The 20,781-nt window shown below is 43.9% G+C and carries 20 protein-coding genes; 10 read left to right on the forward strand and 10 right to left on the reverse strand.

The features are described 5' to 3' along the window. Window positions 1–17: 17 nt before the first annotated feature. Together MUK70_RS19960 and mutY are read right to left on the reverse strand one after the other, a co-directional pair. The gene (locus MUK70_RS19960; protein ID WP_234607764.1) at window positions 18–875 is read right to left on the reverse strand and encodes a phytanoyl-CoA dioxygenase family protein; all 858 of its coding nucleotides are present in this window, start codon (window positions 873–875) and stop codon (window positions 18–20) included. 106 nt (window positions 876–981) lie between these two features. Beyond that, window positions 982–2,061, reverse strand: coding sequence for an A/G-specific adenine glycosylase (gene mutY / locus MUK70_RS19965; RefSeq protein ID WP_234654844.1), 1,080 nt, complete (start codon window positions 2,059–2,061; stop codon window positions 982–984). 159 nt (window positions 2,062–2,220) lie between these two features. On the opposite strand from mutY, the gene MUK70_RS19970 reads away from it, so the two are divergent. The 3 genes from MUK70_RS19970 (at window position 2,221) to MUK70_RS19980 (ending at window position 5,221) form a co-directional block, all read left to right on the forward strand. Continuing rightward, a complete protein-coding gene (locus tag MUK70_RS19970) occupies window positions 2,221–2,526 on the forward strand; it encodes an HU family DNA-binding protein (RefSeq protein WP_026631310.1) in 306 nt (101 codons plus the stop codon). Window positions 2,527–2,557: 31 nt separating this feature from the next. Beyond that, window positions 2,558–3,400, forward strand: coding sequence for a tetratricopeptide repeat protein (locus MUK70_RS19975; protein WP_234654846.1), 843 nt, complete (start codon window positions 2,558–2,560; stop codon window positions 3,398–3,400). A gap of 258 nt (window positions 3,401–3,658) precedes the next feature. Next, on the forward strand, window positions 3,659–5,221 hold the full coding sequence (locus MUK70_RS19980) for an Rne/Rng family ribonuclease (RefSeq protein ID WP_234607767.1): 1,563 nt from the start codon (window positions 3,659–3,661) through the stop codon (window positions 5,219–5,221). 31 nt (window positions 5,222–5,252) lie between these two features. Here MUK70_RS19980 and MUK70_RS19985 read toward each other — a convergent pair whose 3' ends face one another. From MUK70_RS19985 to aat, 5 genes are all read right to left on the reverse strand, one after another. Beyond that, window positions 5,253–6,080, reverse strand: coding sequence for an enoyl-CoA hydratase/isomerase family protein (locus MUK70_RS19985; RefSeq protein ID WP_234654847.1), 828 nt, complete (start codon window positions 6,078–6,080; stop codon window positions 5,253–5,255). Between the two features lie 35 nt (window positions 6,081–6,115). Then, window positions 6,116–7,198, reverse strand: a complete 1,083-nt coding sequence (locus MUK70_RS19990; protein WP_234654849.1) for a M20 family metallo-hydrolase — start codon at window positions 7,196–7,198, stop codon at window positions 6,116–6,118. After that, entirely contained in the window at window positions 7,192–8,442 is a 1,251-nt protein-coding gene (locus tag MUK70_RS19995) for a glutamate-5-semialdehyde dehydrogenase (RefSeq protein ID WP_234654851.1), read from the reverse strand. The genes MUK70_RS19990 and MUK70_RS19995 overlap by 7 nt, the downstream gene beginning before the upstream one ends. Further along, complete coding sequence (proB, locus tag MUK70_RS20000) at window positions 8,442–9,473, reverse strand: glutamate 5-kinase (RefSeq protein ID WP_234607771.1); 1,032 nt, start codon at window positions 9,471–9,473, stop codon at window positions 8,442–8,444. The genes MUK70_RS19995 and proB overlap by 1 nt, the downstream gene beginning before the upstream one ends. Before the next feature lie 79 nt (window positions 9,474–9,552). Further along, window positions 9,553–10,164 (reverse strand): leucyl/phenylalanyl-tRNA--protein transferase, encoded by a 612-nt coding sequence (gene aat, locus MUK70_RS20005; protein WP_234654853.1) that lies wholly within the window; start codon window positions 10,162–10,164, stop codon window positions 9,553–9,555. Between the two features lie 360 nt (window positions 10,165–10,524). Between aat and MUK70_RS20010 the strand changes: the two genes are divergently transcribed. From MUK70_RS20010 to hemH, 7 genes are all read left to right on the forward strand, one after another. Further along, a complete protein-coding gene (locus MUK70_RS20010; protein ID WP_234654855.1) occupies window positions 10,525–11,253 on the forward strand; it encodes a GNAT family N-acetyltransferase in 729 nt (242 codons plus the stop codon). Window positions 11,254–11,389: 136 nt separating this feature from the next. Further along, entirely contained in the window at window positions 11,390–12,595 is a 1,206-nt protein-coding gene (locus MUK70_RS20015) for an argininosuccinate synthase (protein ID WP_234654857.1), read from the forward strand. 23 nt (window positions 12,596–12,618) lie between these two features. Continuing rightward, entirely contained in the window at window positions 12,619–12,987 is a 369-nt protein-coding gene (locus tag MUK70_RS20020; protein ID WP_234654859.1) for a four helix bundle protein, read from the forward strand. After that, window positions 12,984–13,991, forward strand: coding sequence for an N-acetyl-gamma-glutamyl-phosphate reductase (gene argC / locus MUK70_RS20025; protein ID WP_234654861.1), 1,008 nt, complete (start codon window positions 12,984–12,986; stop codon window positions 13,989–13,991). Before MUK70_RS20020 ends, argC begins: the two co-directional genes overlap by 4 nt. A 37-nt stretch (window positions 13,992–14,028) precedes the next feature. After that, window positions 14,029–15,162, forward strand: coding sequence for an aspartate aminotransferase family protein (locus tag MUK70_RS20030; protein ID WP_234654864.1), 1,134 nt, complete (start codon window positions 14,029–14,031; stop codon window positions 15,160–15,162). 34 nt (window positions 15,163–15,196) lie between these two features. Continuing rightward, window positions 15,197–16,144: an N-acetylornithine carbamoyltransferase gene (locus tag MUK70_RS20035; RefSeq protein ID WP_234654865.1), complete on the forward strand. Its 948-nt coding sequence runs from the start codon at window positions 15,197–15,199 to the stop codon at window positions 16,142–16,144. Between the two features lie 13 nt (window positions 16,145–16,157). Continuing rightward, window positions 16,158–17,231 carry a ferrochelatase gene (hemH, locus tag MUK70_RS20040; RefSeq protein ID WP_234654866.1) on the forward strand — a complete coding sequence of 358 codons (1,074 nt, stop codon included), beginning with the start codon at window positions 16,158–16,160 and terminating at the stop codon, window positions 17,229–17,231. Between the two features lie 15 nt (window positions 17,232–17,246). Here hemH and MUK70_RS20045 read toward each other — a convergent pair whose 3' ends face one another. The 3 genes from MUK70_RS20045 to MUK70_RS20055 all read right to left on the reverse strand — a co-directional run bounded on the left by MUK70_RS20045 (window position 17,247) and on the right by MUK70_RS20055 (window position 20,755). Continuing rightward, entirely contained in the window at window positions 17,247–18,395 is a 1,149-nt protein-coding gene (locus MUK70_RS20045) for a cysteine desulfurase family protein (protein ID WP_234654867.1), read from the reverse strand. 4 nt (window positions 18,396–18,399) lie between these two features. Next, window positions 18,400–19,803: a phosphoglucosamine mutase gene (gene glmM, locus MUK70_RS20050; protein WP_234654868.1), complete on the reverse strand. Its 1,404-nt coding sequence runs from the start codon at window positions 19,801–19,803 to the stop codon at window positions 18,400–18,402. Window positions 19,804–19,906: 103 nt separating this feature from the next. Then, entirely contained in the window at window positions 19,907–20,755 is an 849-nt protein-coding gene (locus MUK70_RS20055; protein ID WP_234654869.1) for a transglutaminase family protein, read from the reverse strand. Between the last annotated feature and the right edge of the window lie 26 nt (window positions 20,756–20,781).

A 20,781-nucleotide genomic window follows, 5' to 3' on the forward strand; every position in this document is an offset into this window, starting at 1 on the left:
GAAAGCCTATTGCCAAATCAATTCGTTTTCACTTCACTTTCCCAGCCGGTCGTTTTCAAGGCGGGATCGTCTTCTTTCTTCAAAAAGTCAACATTACCGAATGAGGAAGCATCCCATTCCAGAAGCGCCCTATCCGGAACAATTGACACCGGAACCCGCCATGACGTGGAAGTTTCGGCGTAGGCAATGTTAGATTGCGAGTTGTAACACGAGATCAACGACCATCTTGGATGATCTGATAAATTGGCTTCCGACCTGTGCATGAGGTTGCTGTGAAAAAATAAGGCATCGCCCGGTTCGATCTCGCAATAGACAAGTTCCATTGTTTTAAGCGCGTGATTAACCATTTCCATGTCCGCACCCACCTGCTCACCCGCAAAACCGTGATTAACGCGGCCCATTTTATGCGAACCTTTAATCACTTGCAAGCAGCCGTTTTCCTTATTAGCAGGAGTCAAAGCGATCATTACGCTCATTAACTGGTCGGGGTAAATAAATTGATTTTTATACCAATATCCATAATCCTGATGCCACTCCCAGGCGCCGCCCACTTTCGGCTCTTTCTGCATTAATTTGGTATGAAAATGGCAAACCGGACTTTCCTGCCCCAGCAACTGCCAAACCGAATTGACCATTCTTTCACTCCTGATCAGATAGCCAAAAACATCATCACCGGGCGTAAACCACAGCGAGAGCTTCGTCTTCTTGCCAGACTGATCATTGAGATCCATCGCATTCTTCTGCATCACCGAATTCTCAACCGCAGTCTGATATAATTTATCCGTTTCTTCTTTTGAAAACAACCCTTTCACAACCAGGTAACCATCTTCATTGAATGTCTTGATCTGATTTGCATTTAAACTAAAACTTGTCATAACCTTTCCGTTTTACGTGTTTAGTACAAAAATATATTACTTAAAATACAATTCCTTGCACTTGATGAAGTTTAAAAAACATTTAGACGGAAACATTTTGAACTGGTCACAAATATTTTTCCTCTTTCAAAACTGTGTCAATCAGAATCGGCTTTGGAAGCTCCTCAACCTCACTTTTTGAGAAAAAATAAAATTCAGCAGGTAAATCAAACGGCTCATTTTCTGGAATAGTGACCCACCAGAATTGCACGTGGAGTTTTTGATGGGTTAGCAAATGAATGTATGATTTCGGCACCTGACGGATCTTCCCTTTTGTTAGCAATGCCAGTAACATTGCATTGTGGGCCAAATCTTCCGGCGAATCGACATGAGCGGCGGATTCGACGAGAAAAAAATCATAGAGGCCTTTCCAGATATCTTTCGTGCTGCGTTCCTGCATCGCCAGCTTACCATCCTGCTCAATGATAAAATAATTCAAAAACCGTTTCTTTACTTTCATCTTTTTTGCTTTCACCGGAAGCTCGTTCTGCACATTGAATGCATAGGCGTAACAACTGTCATTAAAAGGACAAATGCTGCAGTTCGGCGAAACAGGCACACATTGAAGCGCCCCGAACTCGATCATTGCCTGGTTATATGTCGCCGGATCTTCCTGTGAAATGAGCGTTTTCGCAACTTTGGCAAACTCCTTTTTCCCCTCATTGCTAAGCATATCCGACTTGATCCCGAAGATGCGCGACATGACCCGGTAAACATTCCCGTCAATCGCCGCAATCGCCTCATTAAATGCGAAAGAAGCAATGGCTGCTGCGGTATAATGTCCTAAACCCTTTAATTTTGAAAGCGATAATGCAGTTTCGGGGAATTTGCCACCAAATTCATTGACGATCTGGCGCGCTGTAAAGTGCATATTCCGGGCCCTGGAATAATAACCCAGGCCTTGCCAGAGTCGGAGCACATCGCGTTCATCGGCATTAGCAAGGTCAAAAACCGTAGGATAATTGTCCAGAAATTTCTGATAATAAGGCGTTCCCTGGGCGACCCTGGTTTGTTGTAAAATGATTTCAGACAACCATATTTTATAGGGGTCTGTCGTTTGTCTCCAAAGTAAAGGGCGGTGGTTATTGAGATACCAGGATTTTAGTTTTTTGTTAAAATCAATTGCCTGTAAATGATCCGATATCATAATGTTTGCACTTATGTACGCTGTTATTTAACCAATTAGAAAAAAAATGAAAACGCCTTCCTTTTAAATCTTGGTAAAATTAGCGTACCTTTGTGTTCCCAAAATTTAGAGGAGTAAGTAAATAAATGAAATAATATCCACTTAAAGTAAACAATCAAAGTGACTAAGGCAGACGTAATCGCACAGATTTCTGAGAAAACAGGTGTAGACAAGGGCGATGTTCAGCAAACGCTCGAATCGTTCTTCACCGTGGTAAAGGACTCACTTTCTGAGGGAGAGAACCTTTATGTAAGAGGTTTTGGTAGTTTCATCAATAAAAAACGTGCGCGTAAAGTTGCCCGTAATATTTCGAAGGGAACTTCAATGATCATTGACGAGCACTTTGTACCAAGCTTCAAGCCTGCAAAAGTTTTTGTTGAGCAGGTAAAGGAAAGTGACAAATTGAAAGCTGTCGCTGAAAAGTAATTTACCTGAAAAGGTTTGAGGTTATAAACGTATGAAAAAGTCCATTCTTCTTTCTTGTGTGCTTGCAGTTGCTCTTGTAGGAACGCTTTTCAGCCTTCCCAAGGTCGTTGTAAATACAAAGGGAAAAGAAGTGGGCAAAGAGAGAAGCCAGTCCCAGGCAGCTGCAACAGTAGCTGCCCCGGACTCTTCCGTTCAATCGCATGACAAGGCCACCATTTCGCCTGATCAGCAAAAAATTGTAGATCAGCTGAGAAGTGGCTTCGAGCAGGCGGGCGATAAAGACAAAGCGGCTGCGGGCTTGAAGTTATCAGATAAGTTCGCACAGTTGCAAAAGTTTGATAGCGCAGCATTTTATGCTGAAAAAGCAGCTCTTTTGTCTCCAAGCATTGAAAATCTTGTCAGGACCGGCGATCGTTATTACGAAGCTTACGGTTTTGCCATTGATGATCAGAAAGCCAAAAACCTTGGAGCAAAAACCCGCGAATACTACCAGAAAGCACTTGATCAGAATCCTGGCCTGTTAGCTGCCAAAGCCAACATGGCAATGACTTACGTGAACACAGAAAACCCAATGCAGGGAATTTTAATGTTGCGCGAAGTGATTGACACCGATCCTACCAACGAATTGGCATTGTTCAATTTAGGGATCTTGTCCATGAGATCTAACCAATATTCAAAAGCTGCCGACAGGTTCAGACAGATTTTGACCAATAATCCGGCCAATACAAAAGCGAAATTCTATTTAGGACTGACGCTCGTGGAACTGGGAAACAAGGAAGAGGCCCGCAAAGTCCTTTCCGAAGTTAAAAAGGAAGAGAAAGATCCTGTAATCCAGCAAGCGATTGGCGAATTGGAAGGTCGTCTGAACAATTGATAAGCAGAAAAGAAAATCAATTTTTATTTTAAACGACATAAAACATGCCTTGCGGAAAAAAAAGAAAGAGACATAAGATTTCCACTCACAAGAGAAAGAAAAGACTTAGAAAAAACAGACATAAGAAGAAATAATATATCATGACCGGATTTTAATAAAAGTCCGGTCATGCCTTCTTCCCCTCGTATGTATTGCCCCTTTCAATCTGAAAGCGGAGGTTAAGTATCAACATTATATAGCCATTTAGTTGGTTGAACATTGAGTAACGAATTACTAATCAATTCTACTCAAAAGGGAGAACGTATAGCCCTTTTGCAGGATAAACGTCTTTTAGAATATCACGTCGAAACACCGGATCAAAGCTTTACTGTGGGGGATATCTATCTCGGGACAGTCAGGAAGCTTGTAGCGGGGCTTAATGCCGCGTTTGTTGATGTCGGTTTTGAAAAAGATGCGTTTCTGCATTATCTCGATCTTGGGCCTAATATTAACTCTCTCAACAAATTAACGAAGGACGTAATATCCAAGCGTCAGACTTCCGGGAAGTTGAATAACTTCAAAATGGAGCCCGAAATTGAAAAGCTGGGTAAGATTGACAAAGTCCTTTCAAAAAACCAACCTATTCTTGTTCAGATCGTTAAGGAGCCTATTTCTACAAAAGGCCCGAGACTTTCCTGCGATATTTCGATTGCCGGCCGTTACATTGTACTGGTCCCTTTTTCAAATTCTGTAAACCTTTCCAAAAAGATTACTGACAAGCAGGAGCGAAATCGTCTGCAGCGTCTGATGTCTTCTATCAAGCCTGCCAACTTCGGTGTCATTATCCGGACTGTTGCAACAGGGAAAGATGTGGATGAGCTGAACAAGGATTTGCAAGATTGCCTGGACAAATGGGAAAACGGGATCAAAACATTGCGCGATGCCAAACCGCGTGATCGTGTCATAGGTGAAATGAACCGTGCTTCTTCCATCATTCGCGATATGCTGAATGAATCATTCGACAGCATTACGGTTGATTCCAAAGAGGTTTACGACGACATTAAGGCTTACATTCACAACATTGCGCCGGATAGGGAGAACATCCTGAAACTGCACAATGGCAAGAATAAGCTCTTTGAACAATTCGGTCTTGAAAAACAGATTAAATCGTTATTCGGACGTTCTGTTAGCTTGCCGAATGGTGGTTATCTGATCATTGAACATACTGAGGCATTGCACGTTATCGACGTAAACAGCGGTAATAAGTCCAACTCAGAAGAAGATCAGGAAGCGACTGCATTGAGCGTCAACCTCGAAGCAGCCAAAGAAATTGCCCGTCAATTGCGGCTTCGCGATATGGGGGGAATTATCGTTGTCGATTTTATCGATATGAAGAAAGCGGAAAACAAACGCGTTCTTTTTGATACGATGCGCGACGAAATGAAAGGTGACCGCTCCAAGTACACTATTCTGCCGCTTTCGAAATTTGGTCTGCTGCAAATTACACGTCAGCGCGTAAGACCTGAAATGAACATTGTAACCCGCGAAACATGCCCGACTTGTGGCGGAACGGGCACGATTCAAGCGAGCATCCTGGTTTCTGATGTGATCGCGAATAATCTGGATTACATTCTTACCAAGCAAAATGAACGTGGAATTACCATTTCTCTTCATCCATTCCTGCATTCTTATTTTACAAAGGGATTAATTTCCGAGCAAGTAAAATGGCTTTTCCACTATAAAACGTGGGTGAAGCTGATCAAAGACACTTCTTTGGGCGTGGTCGATTTTAAATTCCACAACCGATACGGAGAGGAAATTGAAATTGTTCCGGGTAATTAAAAAGCTGATTCCTAGATAGCAGCATTAATTATCATCTCCCTTTCCAGTTCGGGCTTCTTTTCTCTTTAAAAGCCTGTACTCCCTCTTTTGCATCTTCGGAAGCGAGAATTTGATCCAATTCCGCTTTTAAAAAGCTGTGCTTTTCACTCTCCGGGATCTGCTTCAATTTTTGAAATGCCTTCATGCCTTGCTGGATCGCGTAAGGAGCATTTTGAGCGATTTGCGCAGCCATTGTCTGAACTTCATTTTTAATGCTTTCTGTTTCTGTAATGTGGGTTAACAAGCCCAATTCAAGCGCTTCCTCAGCGTTATAGCTTTTGCCTGTAATGCACATTTCCAAAATCTTCCTCGCGGAAATAACCCGACTGAGTGAAGCCATAACTTGCATTGGCCAGATTCCGCGTTTGACTTCCGGCAAGCTGAAAACTGCATCATTTACACTAAAAACGAATGTACAGCCGCAAATTATTAGAAATCCGCCTGCTAAAACAGGCCCTTCAACCTGCGCAATGGTTGGTTTGTAAACTTCATTAAAAGCGTCGCCTAACTTCGCTTCTTCTCTGATCGCCGGCAATGTTGAATTTTTAGTATTTGCAGAAGTGTCATGAAAAGCATTCAGATCAGCTCCTGCGCAGAAGACAGACCCTTCGGCATTGATGATCAGGCAGCGTACTTTGTTATTATAATTTGCGTAGGCCAATGCGAAAATGATTTCCTCCGCCATAGTCGGCGTGAAAGCATTGCGTTTTTCGGGACGGCTGAGCGTGATGGTGAAGATGTGATTGGATAAGGAGGTTTTGATATACAAAAACTTCACTGACCCGAAATCTTGCACGTCCTCTTCTGTATAAAATCGCATATGATCGCTTATTAGCGTTTGGAAATGCGGAATTTTTAAGGTTTCAAAACACCTTCGAGCATGGTTATATACTGCTTGATTCCCGCCTCGATTTCATGAAGATAGATAAATTCATCCGCACTATGAGAACGTCTGGAATGTCCGGGGCCCATTTTTAGCGAGGGGCAATCGAGCAATGCCTGGTCAGAAGTGGTGGGCGAGCCATATGCTTCTCTTCCCAATTTCAATCCTTCCAAAACTATCGGATGATCCATAGGAATGCTCGACGGGCGCAGCCGAATTGATCTCGCAGCAACCTCGGACTCTATATTGGCTTGAATCACCTCAATTACCTCTTCCAAAGTATATTGATCGGTTACCCGGACGTCAATGGTAAAATTACAAGCATCGGGAACAACATTGTGCTGCGTCCCTGCATTAATGATCGTCACGGACATTTTTATCGGTCCTAATGTGGGCGAAACCTTCGGAAACTTGTATTCCTGAATCCGATTAATGTCTTTTAGTGCTTTGTAAATGGCATTTTCACCTTCCTCGCGCGCAGCATGTCCGGATTTCCCTTTTGCCGTGCAGTCTAAAACCAGCAGACCTTTTTCTGCGACAGCTAACTGCATTTCGGTAGGTTCACCGACAATGGCAAATGCGATATCAGGCAATTCCGGAACAACGATTTCTAATCCTTCTTTTCCTGAAATTTCCTCTTCCGCAGTCGTGGCGATGGCAATGTTATAGGCAAGGTCGGCCTTGTCGTAGAAATAGCAGAATGTAGCAATCAGCGAAACCAGGCATCCGCCCGCATCATTGCTGCCCAAACCAAACAGCTTATCCCCCTCCAAAATGGCCTTGAACGGATCCAGCGTCCAGGATTTGTTTGGCTTAACCGTGTCGTGATGAGAATTTAAAAGTAATGTCGGTTTCCTTTTATCGAAATGGCGATTATAAGCCCACAGATTGTTCTTTTTTTGCTGAAAAGGAATGTTTTTCTCTTCAAAATAATTGGCAATCAGCTGCGCAGTATTTTCCTCCTCCCTGCTAAACGATGGCGTCTCGATCAGGCTTTTCAGCAGCGCAATCGCCTCATTTGTTAATGTTTGTATATTTTCCAATGCACTTACCATCTTACCTGTCCGTCACCTTTAACAATCCATTTTTCAGTTACGAGCTTTTCGAGTGCGAACGGTCCGCGCGCGTGCAGTTTTTGTGTGGATATGCCAATTTCCGCTCCTAATGCGAAAACAGCGCCGTCTGTGAAACGTGTTGACGCATTGGCATAAACCGCCGCAGCATCCACTTCTCTCAAAAACCGCTCGATTTTACCTTCGTCCTTTGAAATAATCGCCTCGGAATGTCTGGAAGAATGTGCCCGTATATGATCCAACGCTTCATCCAGTCCGTCAACGACTTTTACAGAGCATTTATAGTCTAAAAATTCTCTTCCGAAATCCTTCTCCTCCGCATGTTGCAGCATGGGGTAACCGTCTTTTTCCAAAATAGCATAAGACGTTTCATCAGCAAAAACCTCGACATTCCATTTAATGAAATCCGCCTTCAGTTTTGGCAAGAGCTCCGAAGCAATTTCCTTATCCAGCAATATCGTATCCAGCGAATTGCAGACAGATGGCCGCGAAACCTTGGCATTCACCACGATTGCGGCTGCTTTTTCCAGATCGCCTGTTTTTTCAACATATGTATGACAAACCCCCGCTCCTGTTTCAATCGTAGGAACGAGCGAATTTTCACGTACAAATTTGATAAGGCTTTCAGATCCCCTTGGAATGATAATGTCAACAAATTTGGTTGCAGTGAGCAATTCTGTGACAAACTTCCTGTCAGTAGGCAGCAACATGACTGCCTCGGAATTAATGTCAAATTCAGCCAATGTTTTGTGGATCAGTCCAACCAAGAATAAATTGGAAAAATGCGCCTCCTTACCTCCTTTTAGGACACAGGCATTGCCGGAACGCAGGCAGAGCGATGCAACATCCAATGTGACATTTGGCCTGGATTCATAAATCACACCAACGACACCCAGCGGAACCGCTATTTTACGCAAAGACAAACCTTGCTCAATGGTACGCTCCAAAATTACCTGACCACTCGGATCGGGCAGTGCGGCGACATCGCGGAGACTTTGTGCCAGGCCCTGAATTCTTTGTTCATTCAGCAACAACCGGTCTTTTTTCGGATCGGCGTCGTCCATCACATCAAGGTCTTTCTTATTCTCGGCGATAATGTTGGCAACATTGGCCAAAACCTTATCCGCAAGACTCAGCAAAAGGTCTGACCGCTGCTGACCCGACAAATTCCGGACAGCGGCTGATGCCTTTTGAGTTTGTTCTAATAGAGGTAAAATGGATTCCATTATAATAGTACGATATCGTTGGCATGCGCCACTTCAAAATTCACTGTTTTCATATTTGCGCGGATGGCAGCCGAAGTTTCTCTGGCGCGGGCCACTGCGATCATTTCCTCCAACGGAGAATAAATTTCAATAATTTCACCAGCCTCAAAATCGCCGGTTACTTCTACAACGCCCACTGCGAGCAAGCTTTTTCTTTTCAACAATGCTTTGGAAGCGCCTTCATCAATCTGCAAGCTTCCGGAAACCAACCCGCCGCTGCCTAACCACCTGTTTCGGGCTGAAAGTGTGCTTTTCCCCGGACTAATGAGCGTTCCGGCGTTCCCATTCAATGCTTCCAGCAATTCGTTTTCCTGCTTCATGCCGAAAATAACGACCTTAATAGCCATTCTAGCGGCCAGTTTGGCGAATGTTAGTTTCGAGGCCATTCCGCCCAAACCGAGAAAGGATTTATCCGTCCTTACGAATTTGAAAACCTCATTTACATTGGATACGTTCCTGAGAATATTCCCGTGCTCATCGAGTAAACCGCCTACCGACGTGCAGAACATTAAAGACTCTGCTCCAAAACCCACTGCTAATAATGTTGCCAGTTCATCATTATCCGAGAATTTTAGTTCACGGTCACTCACAACGTCGTTCTCGTTTACGATCGGAATAATGTTGTTTTCCCACAATTCCTCGAACGTTTCCTTTAATTGAAGGAACTTGGCCCGGTTTGCAAAATGCTGTCTTTCGCAAAGACTTTGGGCAATGTAGATCTTATTAGGAGCGAAATATGTCGCATATAAGCCCACCAAAAGTGGATTTCCAACCGATGCAGCTGCTTTCCGCTGCGTCATCGTGCCTTTGTAATCCTGAATATAAGCCTTCCCTGCACCAACAGCACCGGAGGAAACAATGATAATCCTGTATTGAGAATGGATCGTTGAAACCTGACGCGCTATTTCTGAAATGATCCTGACATCAGGTTCACCGGAAGGCAGGGTTATAGAAGCAGTCCCGAATTTTACTACGAGTATTGGTTTTGACACTTTGAAATATTGCTTGAACGGGACGCGAGCCATCCGGTGCTCCCAAGTCTGAAATCTGAGCCTAAAAGTAGAAAATTATTCAAAGAATGTCTTCCAGCACATTACCATTAAACCTCCTTTTCGATTTTAATGCTTGTTGCAGCTGGTCGAGATATTCGTCACGTGGGATTTCTATGGCGCCGTATCGCAGCACATTATCATTGATAAACTGTGTATCCAGCAAAACAAACCGGTTCATCCGGAGGATTTGTATCAAGTAATGGAAAGCAACTTTCGAAGCATTACTTTCATAGGAAAACATCGATTCCCCGAAGAAAACGCCATTGATCGAAACACCATAAAGCCCTCCTACCAGCTTATTTTCGCGATATGCTTCTACGCTATGTGCATATCCAAGTTCATGCAAGGCCGTATAGGAAGCTATAATTTCCTCTGAGATCCACGTTCCCTGCTCTGTTGCCCGTGGTGCCGAACAGCCACGCATTACACCTTCAAAATCCCGGTTAACCCTTATTTCAAAGTATTTTTTATTTAAAACAGGCCGCAGGGATCTGGAAGGCTTGTATGTGTCAATTGGAATAATGGCCCTCGGATTCGGCGAATACCAATAAATGGTCCCGTCTGCTTCGGCCATTGGGAAAATCCCATTTATATATCCGTTCAAAAGGTCGTCTGTGCTGATTGCTGACATGAAAGCCATTTTTTAAGATTTATACGCCTCGGTTTTGTCCAAAACGCAAGCGGGTAAGTAGTAAAAAGTTTATTCAAAAACGAACCATAAAAATATATCTTCTGTTTCTTTGGAGTGACAATTTTTTTTTCAAAATTTGCAGCCTCTTAGACGCATTAGCAAGTCAATGAACGACAACGGCATACATACTGTTCTTCATACTACGCCTTTTCGATTCAGGTCCCCCCGGACCGCATAATTATCTTTTACCTACGTGGTAAAACTTTATACCCACCAATTTTTTCAATTTTCAAAACGTCCCATCGTTTTCTCTGGGTGTAATAATTATTGTTTCGAACATTTTTTGTCAGCAAGCCATCAATGAAAAATACCGAAGTAGTGGGCAGCAAGTTTATAGTGCAGACTGCCAATGAAAATCATCTTCACTTTGCAGAAACAATCTGTGCAGAGATGGAAGAGAGCGCCAAAAAGCGTGGTACTGGTATCGCCAAACGTTCTCCTGTATATATCATGGAAAAAATGGTGGAAGGTAAAGCGATTATCGCAACCACCGACACCGGCGAATGGGTAGGTTTTTGTTACATTGAAACGTGGGAGCACGGCAAATTTGTGGCGAATTCGGGCTTAATCGTACATCCTGACTTCCGTAACAGCGGAATGGCAAAAGCAATCAAACAGAAAGCTTTTGAATTATCGCGCCAAAAATATCCTGATGCAAAGATTATAGGCATTACAACAAGTCTGCCTGTGATGAAAATCAATTCAGATCTGGGTTATGAGCCGGTAACGTTCAGCGAGTTGCCTGCTGATGACGCTTTCTGGAAAGGGTGTGCCAGCTGTGTCAATTACGATGTATTAACGCGGACCGGCAGAAAACACTGCTTATGCACAGGAATGATGTACAACCCAGAGGATAAGAAGAAAGAGGAAGTGGCGGTTACGGCTGGTGTGGAACCAGAAAAACATTCCTGGGACTTTCTGAAAGAATCCAGCTTGTACGAGCGCTGGATGCGGATTAAGCAACGTATTTTGTTGCGAAGGGAAGAACGCACCAGAAAGAAAAACGCCGGCACATTGCTCGTACATTAAAGTACAGCCTTTATTTACAGATTTATATATCTCTTAAATACCTCGCCCGGCAGCCATTTTTGGTCCGAAGCGAGGTATTTTTTTGTTACTTTTGTACTCCAATTTAAGCATTTAGTCAGAATCAGATTTAAATATAATGTCACAACCCAAAGTAGTATTAGCGTTCAGCGGTGGATTAGACACCTCTTTTTGTGTAAAATATTTAGCCGAAGACAAAGGTTATGAAGTCCATTCGGTTTTGGTTGATACAGGCGGTTTTTCTGCCGAAGAACTGAAAACGATTGAGGCCAATGCGTATGCTTTGGGTGTGAAACAACATGCTACAATAACGAAAACAAGCGATTATTATAATGATTGTATCAAATATCTGATTTTTGGAAACATTCTAAAAAATAATACCTATCCGCTTTCTGTTAGCGCTGAACGCGTTTTCCAGGCTGTGGCAGTTGCTGAATATGCAAAAGAAATTGGAGCAAATGCCATCGCGCATGGCAGCACGGGTGCTGGAAATGACCAGGTTCGTTTTGATATGGCTTTCCGCATTATTATTCCTGAGGCTGAGATTATTACACCCATCCGCGACTTGAAACTTTCGCGTGAAGCGGAAATTGAATATTTAACCAATAAAGGCGTTGGCCGTGAATGGGCTAAGGCAGCATATAGCATTAACAAAGGTCTTTGGGGAACTTCGGTTGGTGGAAAAGAGACATTAACCTCTGATCAATATCTTCCGGAATCTGCATGGCCTACACAAATTACCAAATCAGAACCGGAAAGCATTACGCTTGAATTTGAAAAAGGCGAATTGAAAGGCGTTGCTGGCGAAAGATTTGAGAATTCAGTGGAAGCAATTCAAAAGCTTGCTGCGATTGCCCAACCTTTCGGCATTGGCCGTGATATTCACGTTGGTGATACGATTATCGGTATCAAAGGTCGTGTTGGCTTCGAAGCCGCTGCCCCGCTAATTATTATCAAGGCGCATCATACTTTGGAAAAACATGTGTTGAGCGAGCAGCAACTTTACTGGAAAGAACAACTTTCAAACTGGTATGGCAGCTTGCTTCATAAAGGTCAGTTCGTAGAGCCTGTAATGCGTAACATCGAAACGTTCCTTTCTGATACACAAGCACATGTAACCGGAAAAGTGCACGTTCACCTTGCTCCTTACCGCTTCCATGTGGAAGGAATCGAATCACCATTTGACCTGATGTCGTCCAAATTCGGAAGCTATGGTGAAATGAACAACGCCTGGACCGGCGACGACGTAAGAGGATTTTCAAAAGTGGCTTCCAACCAGGTGATGATTTATCAGAAGGTGAGTGAGTCTAATGAAAGTCTATAAGTTTAGAGTTGTGAAGTTGATTTATGCAAAATTATCAAGAGTTGAAGGTTTGGCAAAAGGCTCACCAATTCGTGTTAGAAGTGTATCAGATTACAAATGCTTTTCCTAAAACTGAGACATTTGGATTGATTTCACAAATGCGTAGGGCTAGTATTTCCGTTGCCGCCAACCTTGCAGAAGGTTGTGGCAAGAAGGGAGCGCTTGATATCGCAAACTTTTTTCAAATATCTCTTGGATCGCTGCACGAAACGGAATATTACTTGCTTCTATCAAAAGATTTACAATACATTTCCAATGAAACGTTTGAATCACGAGACTTGGAGATAAAGGAAATTAAGGCAATGCTGATATCTCTTATAAAAACAGTCCGTAACATTAGCAATACGAAATGAACTCATTAACTAATAAACTCCTAAACACTTTAAATATAGGAATAATAGGCGCGGCGGGTTACACAGGAGGCGAGTTGATCAGAATATTGCTCAATCACCCGAATGCGGTCATTGCTTTCGCTCATAGCAAAAGTCAGGCTGGCAAACCGGTTTATGCGACGCATACGGATTTGCTTGGAGACACAGATCTTGCTTTTTCAGGAGAAGAGATTCAGACGCTTTTAGAACAAGAGAATCTAAATGCTATCTTTCTTTGCTCCGGTCATGGAGAATCGCAAAAGTTTCTGAATGAATACAATGTTCCCGAATCTGTTAAGATCATTGACCTGAGCACTGATTTTCGTGACGAGTCAAATGGCTTCGTTTACGGATTGCCAGAATTGCAACGTGAAAAGATTAAGACAGCAACTAAGATTGCAAATCCCGGTTGTTTTGCCACAAGCATTGAGCTCGCAATTTTGCCATTGGCACAGGCCGGACTGATTAAGGACGACATTCACGTGAGTGCAGTAACAGGCAGCACAGGCGCAGGCCAGGCTTTGAGCGCGACGACGCATTTTAGCTGGAGAAGTAATAATATCTCTATTTACAAAGCTTTCACGCACCAGCATTTGACAGAGATTAAAATGAGTCTGGGCAAATTGCAGGCTGGTTTTGACAACGCGATCAACTTTATCCCTTACCGCGGCGATTACACCCGTGGCATTATGGCTAATGTTTATACAGCTTTTGAAGGAACATTGGAAGAAGCTAAAAGCATTTACAAAAGCTTCTACGCTTCGCACCCGTTCACACACATGAGCGACGCACCGATTGATTTGAAACAGGTTGTAAACACCAACAAATGCTTCATCAACCTGGAAGTCCACGACGGTCAATTGCTGATAAGCAGCATTATTGATAATCTCACAAAAGGCGCCTCCGGCCAGGCCGTTCAAAATATGAATTTGCTTTTTGGCTTGCCTGAAGATGCAGGATTGAGATTAAAAGCGCCCGCGTTTTAAGTTGTTAACACCCATTAAAAGACATAAAATACAAGAAATGTCACACTTATTTGATGTTTACCCCATCTACGATATAGAGCCAGTTAAGGCTGAGGGAAGTTATTTGTGGGACCAGCATGGGACCAAATATCTGGATCTTTATGGCGGGCATGCGGTGATTTCTGTTGGGCATTGCCATCCTTATTATGTGGATATGCTCACGAAGCAGCTGAATGCGATCAGTTTTTATTCCAATTCGGTGAAGATCTCCTTGCAGGAGGAGCTGGCTGAAAAGCTGGGTGCGCTTTCTGGCTATCCTGATTATAAGCTGTTCTTATGCAACTCGGGCGCTGAGGCGAATGAGAATGCTTTGAAACTGGCTTCGTTTCACAACGGCCGCAAAAAGGTTATTTCCTTTACCAAATCGTTTCACGGTCGGACGGCCGGCGCGGTGGCGGCGACGGATAATGCTTCCATTGTCGCGCCTGTTAACTATAAGGATCACGTAACATTCTTGCCGTTTAATGATGTGCAGGCTGCTGAAAACGGCATTACGGATGAAGTTTGCGCGGTGATCGTTGAAGGGATTCAGGGTGTTGGCGGGATTAATGTGAGCTCTGATGAATTTTTGCAAACATTAAGACGTAAATGTGATGAAACCGGCGCTGTGCTGATTTTGGACAGCGTGCAATGCGGTTACGGACGGACCGGGAAATTCTTCTCGCACCAGTTTAGCGGCATTGATCCGGACATCATTTCCATGGCCAAAGGAATGGGTAACGGTTTCCCGATTGGTGGAATCCTGATTTCTCCGAAATTCAAAGCCACTTATGGAATGCTGGGGACAACTTTTGGCGGTAACCACTTGGCTTGTGCGGCGGGCGTCGCGGTCCTGGATATCATGAAGGATGAAAATCTGCTGGAAAATGCGGCGGAAATTGGCGACTATCTCCTAAAAGGAATCGAAGAAATTGGCGGGTATAAAGAGCTGAGAGGCCGCGGGTTGATGATCGGGATTGAGTATGATTTCCCGGTAAAGGATCTTCGGAACAAACTTTTATTCGATTATAAAATGTTCACTGGAGTGGCGGGCGCTAACACCATTCGGCTATTGCCTTCACTTGCTTTGGGCAAGGAAGAGGCAGATCAATTCCTGGAAGCATTGAAAAAAGAGACATCCGTCGCCATTTAATTTAACCTAACCGCCGCAGAAATTACCGAACTGAATGAAACACTTTCTTTCCATAAACGACGTAACCGATCTGAATCAGCTGATTTCAAATGGCATTGCAGCCAAGCGTAATCCGTTTTCTGACCTTGAGTTAGGCAAAAATAAAACCATCGGACTGCTATTTTTCAATTCTAGTTTGAGAACAAGGATCAGCACACAGAAAGCGGCGCAAAACCTTGGGCTTAATGTGATTACGATGAATGTAGGCCAGGATGGATGGGGTCTGGAAATGGAAGAAGGCGTCATTATGAACGGCGATAAAGCGGAGCACGTAAAAGAGGCGGCGGCGGTGATCGGCAGTTATTGTGATATCATTGGAATCCGGTCTTTCGCGGGCTTGCAGGATCGGGATAAGGATTATGCGGAAATTGTTTTTGAGCAGTTCAAAAAATACGCTGAGGTTCCGATTATTAACCTCGAATCCGCCACAAGGCACCCTTTGCAGTCTCTTGCTGATTGCATTACAATCGAAGAATTTAAGGTAAAACAACGTCCTAAGGTCGTTTTGACGTGGTTACCACATTTCAAAGCATTGCCACAGGCCGTTGCCAATTCATTCTGTGAATGGATGAATCCGATGGATGTGGAGCTTGTGATCACGCATCCGGAAGGTTACGATCTTGCTCCCGAATTTGTGGGAAAAGGGCAAGTTATTTATAATCAGGACAAAGCATTGGAAGGCGCAGATTTTGTTTATGGAAAAAACTGGTCGTCTTACCAGCATTATGGCCAGGTTTTAACGAGCGACCCTTCCTGGATGATTACGGAAGCAAAAATGTCCCTTACTGATAATGGTAAATTCATGCATTGCCTCCCATTGCGCCGCAATATGAAAGTGGCGGACGAGGTTTTGGATGGACCAAGATCATTGGTAATTGAACAAGCAGCCAATCGTGAATGGTCTGCACAAGCAGCATTGCGTGAAGTTTTGCTAAATATTTGAAATAATCGAAAGAATGAATACTGATACATTGGCTCAGCCAAACAACACTTCAACAAACTTTAATGCTGTCCGTAAAACCGGTGTCCTCATTGTCAATTTGGGAACGCCGGATAGCCCGTCAGTTCCGGATGTGCGAAAATATCTTCGTGAATTCCTGATGGACGAGCGTGTGATTGATATCCCCTATCTGAACCGCTGGATGCTGATTAACCTGATCATTGCACCATTCAGAGCACCAAAATCTGCTAAAATTTACAAGCAACTTTGGAGACCGGATGGATCACCTTTAAAGATTTACGGCTTTTCGGTGAAAGAAAAATTGCAGCGCGTGCTCGGCGACGATTATGTTGTGGAACTAGCCATGCGTTACCAAAGTCCGAGCATTGAGAATGGTTTGAAGGCATTGAGAAAGCAAACACTTTCAGAGATCATCATCGTTCCATTTTTTCCGCAATACGCCTCTGCTTCAACAGGTTCTGTATACAAAGAAGTAATGCGCGTGGTGCAGGATTGGGAAGTTTTGCCGGAGATTAAATTCGTCAACCGCTTTCTGGATCACCCCAAGTTCATTGAAGGCTTTGTGAATCTGGGTAAAAAATACATGGCGGAGCGCCATTATGATCATGTTGTGTTTAGTTACCACGGACTTCCTGAAAGGCAAATTACAAAAGGCGATGTAACCGGAAATTTTTGCCAATTTGGATCTTGCTGCGATCATTTGGATGCCCGGAATCAACATTGTTACCGCGCGCAATGTTTCGAAACAACGCGTTTGCTCGTCAAAGGATTAGGCCTTGCAGAAGGCACTTACACGACTTGCTTCCAATCCAGATTAGGCAAAAACCCATGGATCAAGCCTTATACAGACGAAGTGATTCCTGAATTGACCAAAAAAGGCGTGAAAAGCGTGCTGGCATTTTCACCTGCATTCGTTGCTGATTGTTTGGAAACGACGATAGAAGTTGGTGAGGAATATAAAGAGATCTTTGAAAAAGAAGGCGGAATTCACTGGCAGCTTGTTGAGAGTTTGAATGACAGCGACATTTGGATAGAAACTTTGGAAGACATCATAAAAAAAGCGGTTTAACAACCGCTTTTGCTTTTACAGGATCACACTTTCCTTTTTGTACAATTCCGCAAGCGTGTGCGCGGCATAATCTATCTCTTCCTCTGTATTATATTTTCCAAAAGAGAAACGAACGTTAGCTCTGTTCTCGTCAATTTTAAGTTCATTCAAGACGTGCGAACCAATTTCTGTTCCACTGGCGCAGGCGCTTCCTCCTGAGACTGCTATGCCAGCAATATCGAGGTTAAAAAGCAGCATATCGCTGATATCCGACGGCGGCAAGCTTACATTCAGGACGGTGTAAAGACTTTTGTCCAGATCCGCTGAATTTCCGTTGAATGTTATGCCTTCGATGCTGCTCGTCAGTTTGTCGATCATTCGCGATTTCAGACCTTCCATGTGCTTGCGGTGTGCGTCCATGTCACGATAGGCAATTTCCAATGCTTTGGCTAAGCCCACAATGCCATATATATTTTCGGTTCCCCCGCGCATGTTTCGCTCTTGCGCGCCTCCGTGCACGAAGGGAGCAATTTTTAGTCCGGGTCTGATATAAAGAAACCCAACGCCTTTTGGGCCATTGAATTTATGGGCTGCGCCGACGATGAAATTAGTTTTCAGCTCTTGCAGGTCATGCTTATAGTGACCCATTGTTTGCACCGTATCACTATGAAAAACGGCATTATATTTTTCGCAAATGTCTCCTACTGCTTCCAGATCCAGCAAATTGCCAATTTCGTTGTTGCCATGCATTAAGGAAACCAGCGATCGGGAATTGGATTGAAGCAATGTCTCCAGATGTTCCAGATCAACTTCACCCTTCCCGTTTAGATTCACAAAGCTTAGTTGAATCTGACCCGTTTTCTTTAAATGTTCAAGCGTATGCAAAACGGCATGATGCTCGATTCGGGATGTGATGGCGTGTTTTAGTCCAAGTGTTTCAATACTCGAACGAATGGCCGTATTATCTGCTTCTGTGCCGCCGGATGTGAAGAATATTTCAGCAGGCGCCGCATTTAAAATACCGGCAATGGTCTTTCTGGCTCGCTCAATAGACGACCGCACGGCACGACCGTAAGCGTGAATGGAGGATGGATTGCCAAATTGCTCGGTCATGAGCGGCAGCATCACTTCTAAAACTTCCGGATCAAGACGCGTCGTGGCCGCATTGTCCAAATAAACTTTCATTTGATTATTTTTTTGGCTCTGAAATGATCTCCTTAATGTCGGAAATGATCTTGTTGGCCAGATTGATTGCGGTCGTTTGCGTTTCTGATTCCGAATAAATCCGAATGATCGGCTCAGTGTTTGACTTGCGCAAGTGTACCCATTCTCTGTCAAATTCAATCCTAACGCCATCAATCGTGTTCAAAGGCTGTTTAGAATATCTGGTTTGAATGCGACTGAGAATGTTATCGACATTTATATCGGGCGTGAGCTCAATCTTGTTTTTTGAAATATAATAACCTGGATATGACCGGCGCAAAACGGAAGCCGTTTTGCCAAATTTGGCCAAATGTGTCAGAAACAATGCGATTCCAACCAATGCATCGCGTCCGTAGTGACTCTCCGGATAAATGACACCGCCATTTCCCTCACCACCGATGATCGCCTGATTTGCCTTCATCATATTGACAACATTCACCTCGCCTACCGCGGAAGCAAAATACTTTCCGCCAGCCTTGATCGTCACATCGCGCAATGCAGCGGTAGAAGATAAGTTGGAAACGGTGTTACCAGGTGTGTTTTTAAGCACATAGTCCGCAACGGCAACCAACGTATATTCCTCACCAAACGGCGTTCCGTCTTCACACATCAACGCAAGCCGGTCCACATCAGGATCAACTACAATGCCGAGATTGAAAGAGCCATCCTTCAATTCTTTGCTGATCTCACGCAAATGTTCAGGAAGCGGCTCGGGGTTATGGGCAAAGTTTCCGGTGGGCTCGCAATTTAACTTTTTGATATTTTTAACTGAAACGCCTAATGCTTCCAGGAGCATCGGGACAACGATTCCGCCTGTAGAATTGACCGCATCAACAACGATCCTGAAATTAGCATTGGTTATAGCCTCCACATCTACCAATGGTAATGCAAGGACCTGATCTATATGCTTTTGTAAATATGAATCATCCGCACTGTAGCTTCCCAATTTTTTAACATCAACAAAAGCGAAATCTTCCTCGTCTGCAATTCTTAAAACTTCTGCACCTTCTTCTTCCGAGATAAATTCTCCGTCCTGGTTCAGCAGTTTCAGCGCGTTCCATTGAATCGGGTTATGGCTTGCTGTTAAGATAATCCCTCCTGCTGCTCCTTCGGCCGTGACCGCTATCTCAACTGTAGGCGTAGTGGAAAGTCCGAGATCCGTTACATGAAGTCCGACTCCCTGCAATGTCCCGGCAACAAGGCGGCTCACCATTTCACCGGATAAGCGTGCGTCCCTGCCTATAACAACCTTTAAATTTTGTGGATTTGTACGTCTCAGCCATGTTCCGTATGCCGCTGCAAACTTGGCAACATCAATGGGAGTCAGCCCCTCACCCGATTTTCCACCCACGATACCTCTGATTCCTGAGATAGATTTAATTAACGTCACGATCTAGAATTCCTCTTTTTGTTTGGTTGCAAAAATACTAAATTTCCCTCTCTACTATCCGATTTTTCTTGAAACAAAAACAACATTTGACTTATCGTCGCAACTAATCTTGCAGTAACTGAATGTCTACATGGGTAGTTAGCCGGGAGGTTGTATATCCTAGAAACGAACCCATCACGGGTGCCAGTTGATCATAATCCGCAGAAGTCCCCATACTAATATGGTTGTTAATCACCGCCTTACCTTCGGTCGGATCAAATCCGCGCCATCCGGCACCGGGCAAAAAAACTTCGGCCCATGCGTGGAGTTCATGTGCCTGCTGGGGATTTCCGTATAAATATCCGCTTACGAATCTGGCCGCAATTCCAAGGCTTCGGCAAGCGCCGATGAATAACCGCGCAAATTCCCGGCAAGAGCCGCTCCTGTCACGCAATGTGTCATCCGGCGGATATGCCTTCCCATATTCACGGTCCTGATATACAAAGTTTTGGCTGATATGCTGACTCATTTCAACGAGGAACGGAATGGTGGCATAGTTGACATGCGCTGCCAGTTTGCGCGCAAATTGCTCAACCTGTTGCGTCGCGTCGGTTTTGTCCAGATAAGGGATCAGGTATTTGTAAATCCTGTTATCGTATAGAAACGGGATCTTACTGGTTTCGAAAGGATAAAACACAAAGTCGAAAACATTCACCGGCTCAGAGCTTACCGTAATGGATGCGTCTACGAAAAGCTTGTTGTACGGTTGATTATAGAAGTAGATCAAATGCTGGACATTGCCTTCCACATCTATATTTTTTACAATTTTAGAGGGCTGCGGATCAATAAACAGATTGTATTCCAGCAATCGCTGGTGTGGATAAGATCTCGGGTATAAATACAATGTGTGCATTTCCAGAACTACCGGAAAATTATATTGATATTCCAGAGAGTGCCGGACTTTTAGATTCATGAAGTTTCCTGCGTTTTATTAAAAAC

Source organism: Dyadobacter chenwenxiniae (assembly GCF_022869785.1).
Classification (GTDB): Bacteria; Bacteroidota; Bacteroidia; order Cytophagales; family Spirosomataceae; genus Dyadobacter; species Dyadobacter chenwenxiniae.

Coding starts and splice junctions, on each gene's coding strand:
- MUK70_RS19960 (WP_234607764.1), bottom strand. CDS start 875: ATGACAAGTTTTAGTTTAAATGCAAATCAGATCAAGACATTCAATGAA.
- mutY (WP_234654844.1), bottom strand. CDS start 2,061: ATGATATCGGATCATTTACAGGCAATTGATTTTAACAAAAAACTAAAA.
- MUK70_RS19975 (WP_234654846.1), top strand. CDS start 2,558: ATGAAAAAGTCCATTCTTCTTTCTTGTGTGCTTGCAGTTGCTCTTGTA.
- MUK70_RS19985 (WP_234654847.1), bottom strand. CDS start 6,080: ATGCGATTTTATACAGAAGAGGACGTGCAAGATTTCGGGTCAGTGAAG.
- MUK70_RS19990 (WP_234654849.1), bottom strand. CDS start 7,198: ATGGTAAGTGCATTGGAAAATATACAAACATTAACAAATGAGGCGATT.
- MUK70_RS19995 (WP_234654851.1), bottom strand. CDS start 8,442: ATGGAATCCATTTTACCTCTATTAGAACAAACTCAAAAGGCATCAGCC.
- aat (WP_234654853.1), bottom strand. CDS start 10,164: ATGTCAGCAATCAGCACAGACGACCTTTTGAACGGATATATAAATGGG.
- MUK70_RS20010 (WP_234654855.1), top strand. CDS start 10,525: ATGAAAAATACCGAAGTAGTGGGCAGCAAGTTTATAGTGCAGACTGCC.
- MUK70_RS20015 (WP_234654857.1), top strand. CDS start 11,390: ATGTCACAACCCAAAGTAGTATTAGCGTTCAGCGGTGGATTAGACACC.
- MUK70_RS20020 (WP_234654859.1), top strand. CDS start 12,619: ATGCAAAATTATCAAGAGTTGAAGGTTTGGCAAAAGGCTCACCAATTC.
- argC (WP_234654861.1), top strand. CDS start 12,984: ATGAACTCATTAACTAATAAACTCCTAAACACTTTAAATATAGGAATA.
- MUK70_RS20030 (WP_234654864.1), top strand. CDS start 14,029: ATGTCACACTTATTTGATGTTTACCCCATCTACGATATAGAGCCAGTT.
- MUK70_RS20035 (WP_234654865.1), top strand. CDS start 15,197: ATGAAACACTTTCTTTCCATAAACGACGTAACCGATCTGAATCAGCTG.
- hemH (WP_234654866.1), top strand. CDS start 16,158: ATGAATACTGATACATTGGCTCAGCCAAACAACACTTCAACAAACTTT.
- MUK70_RS20045 (WP_234654867.1), bottom strand. CDS start 18,395: ATGAAAGTTTATTTGGACAATGCGGCCACGACGCGTCTTGATCCGGAA.
- MUK70_RS20055 (WP_234654869.1), bottom strand. CDS start 20,755: ATGAATCTAAAAGTCCGGCACTCTCTGGAATATCAATATAATTTTCCG.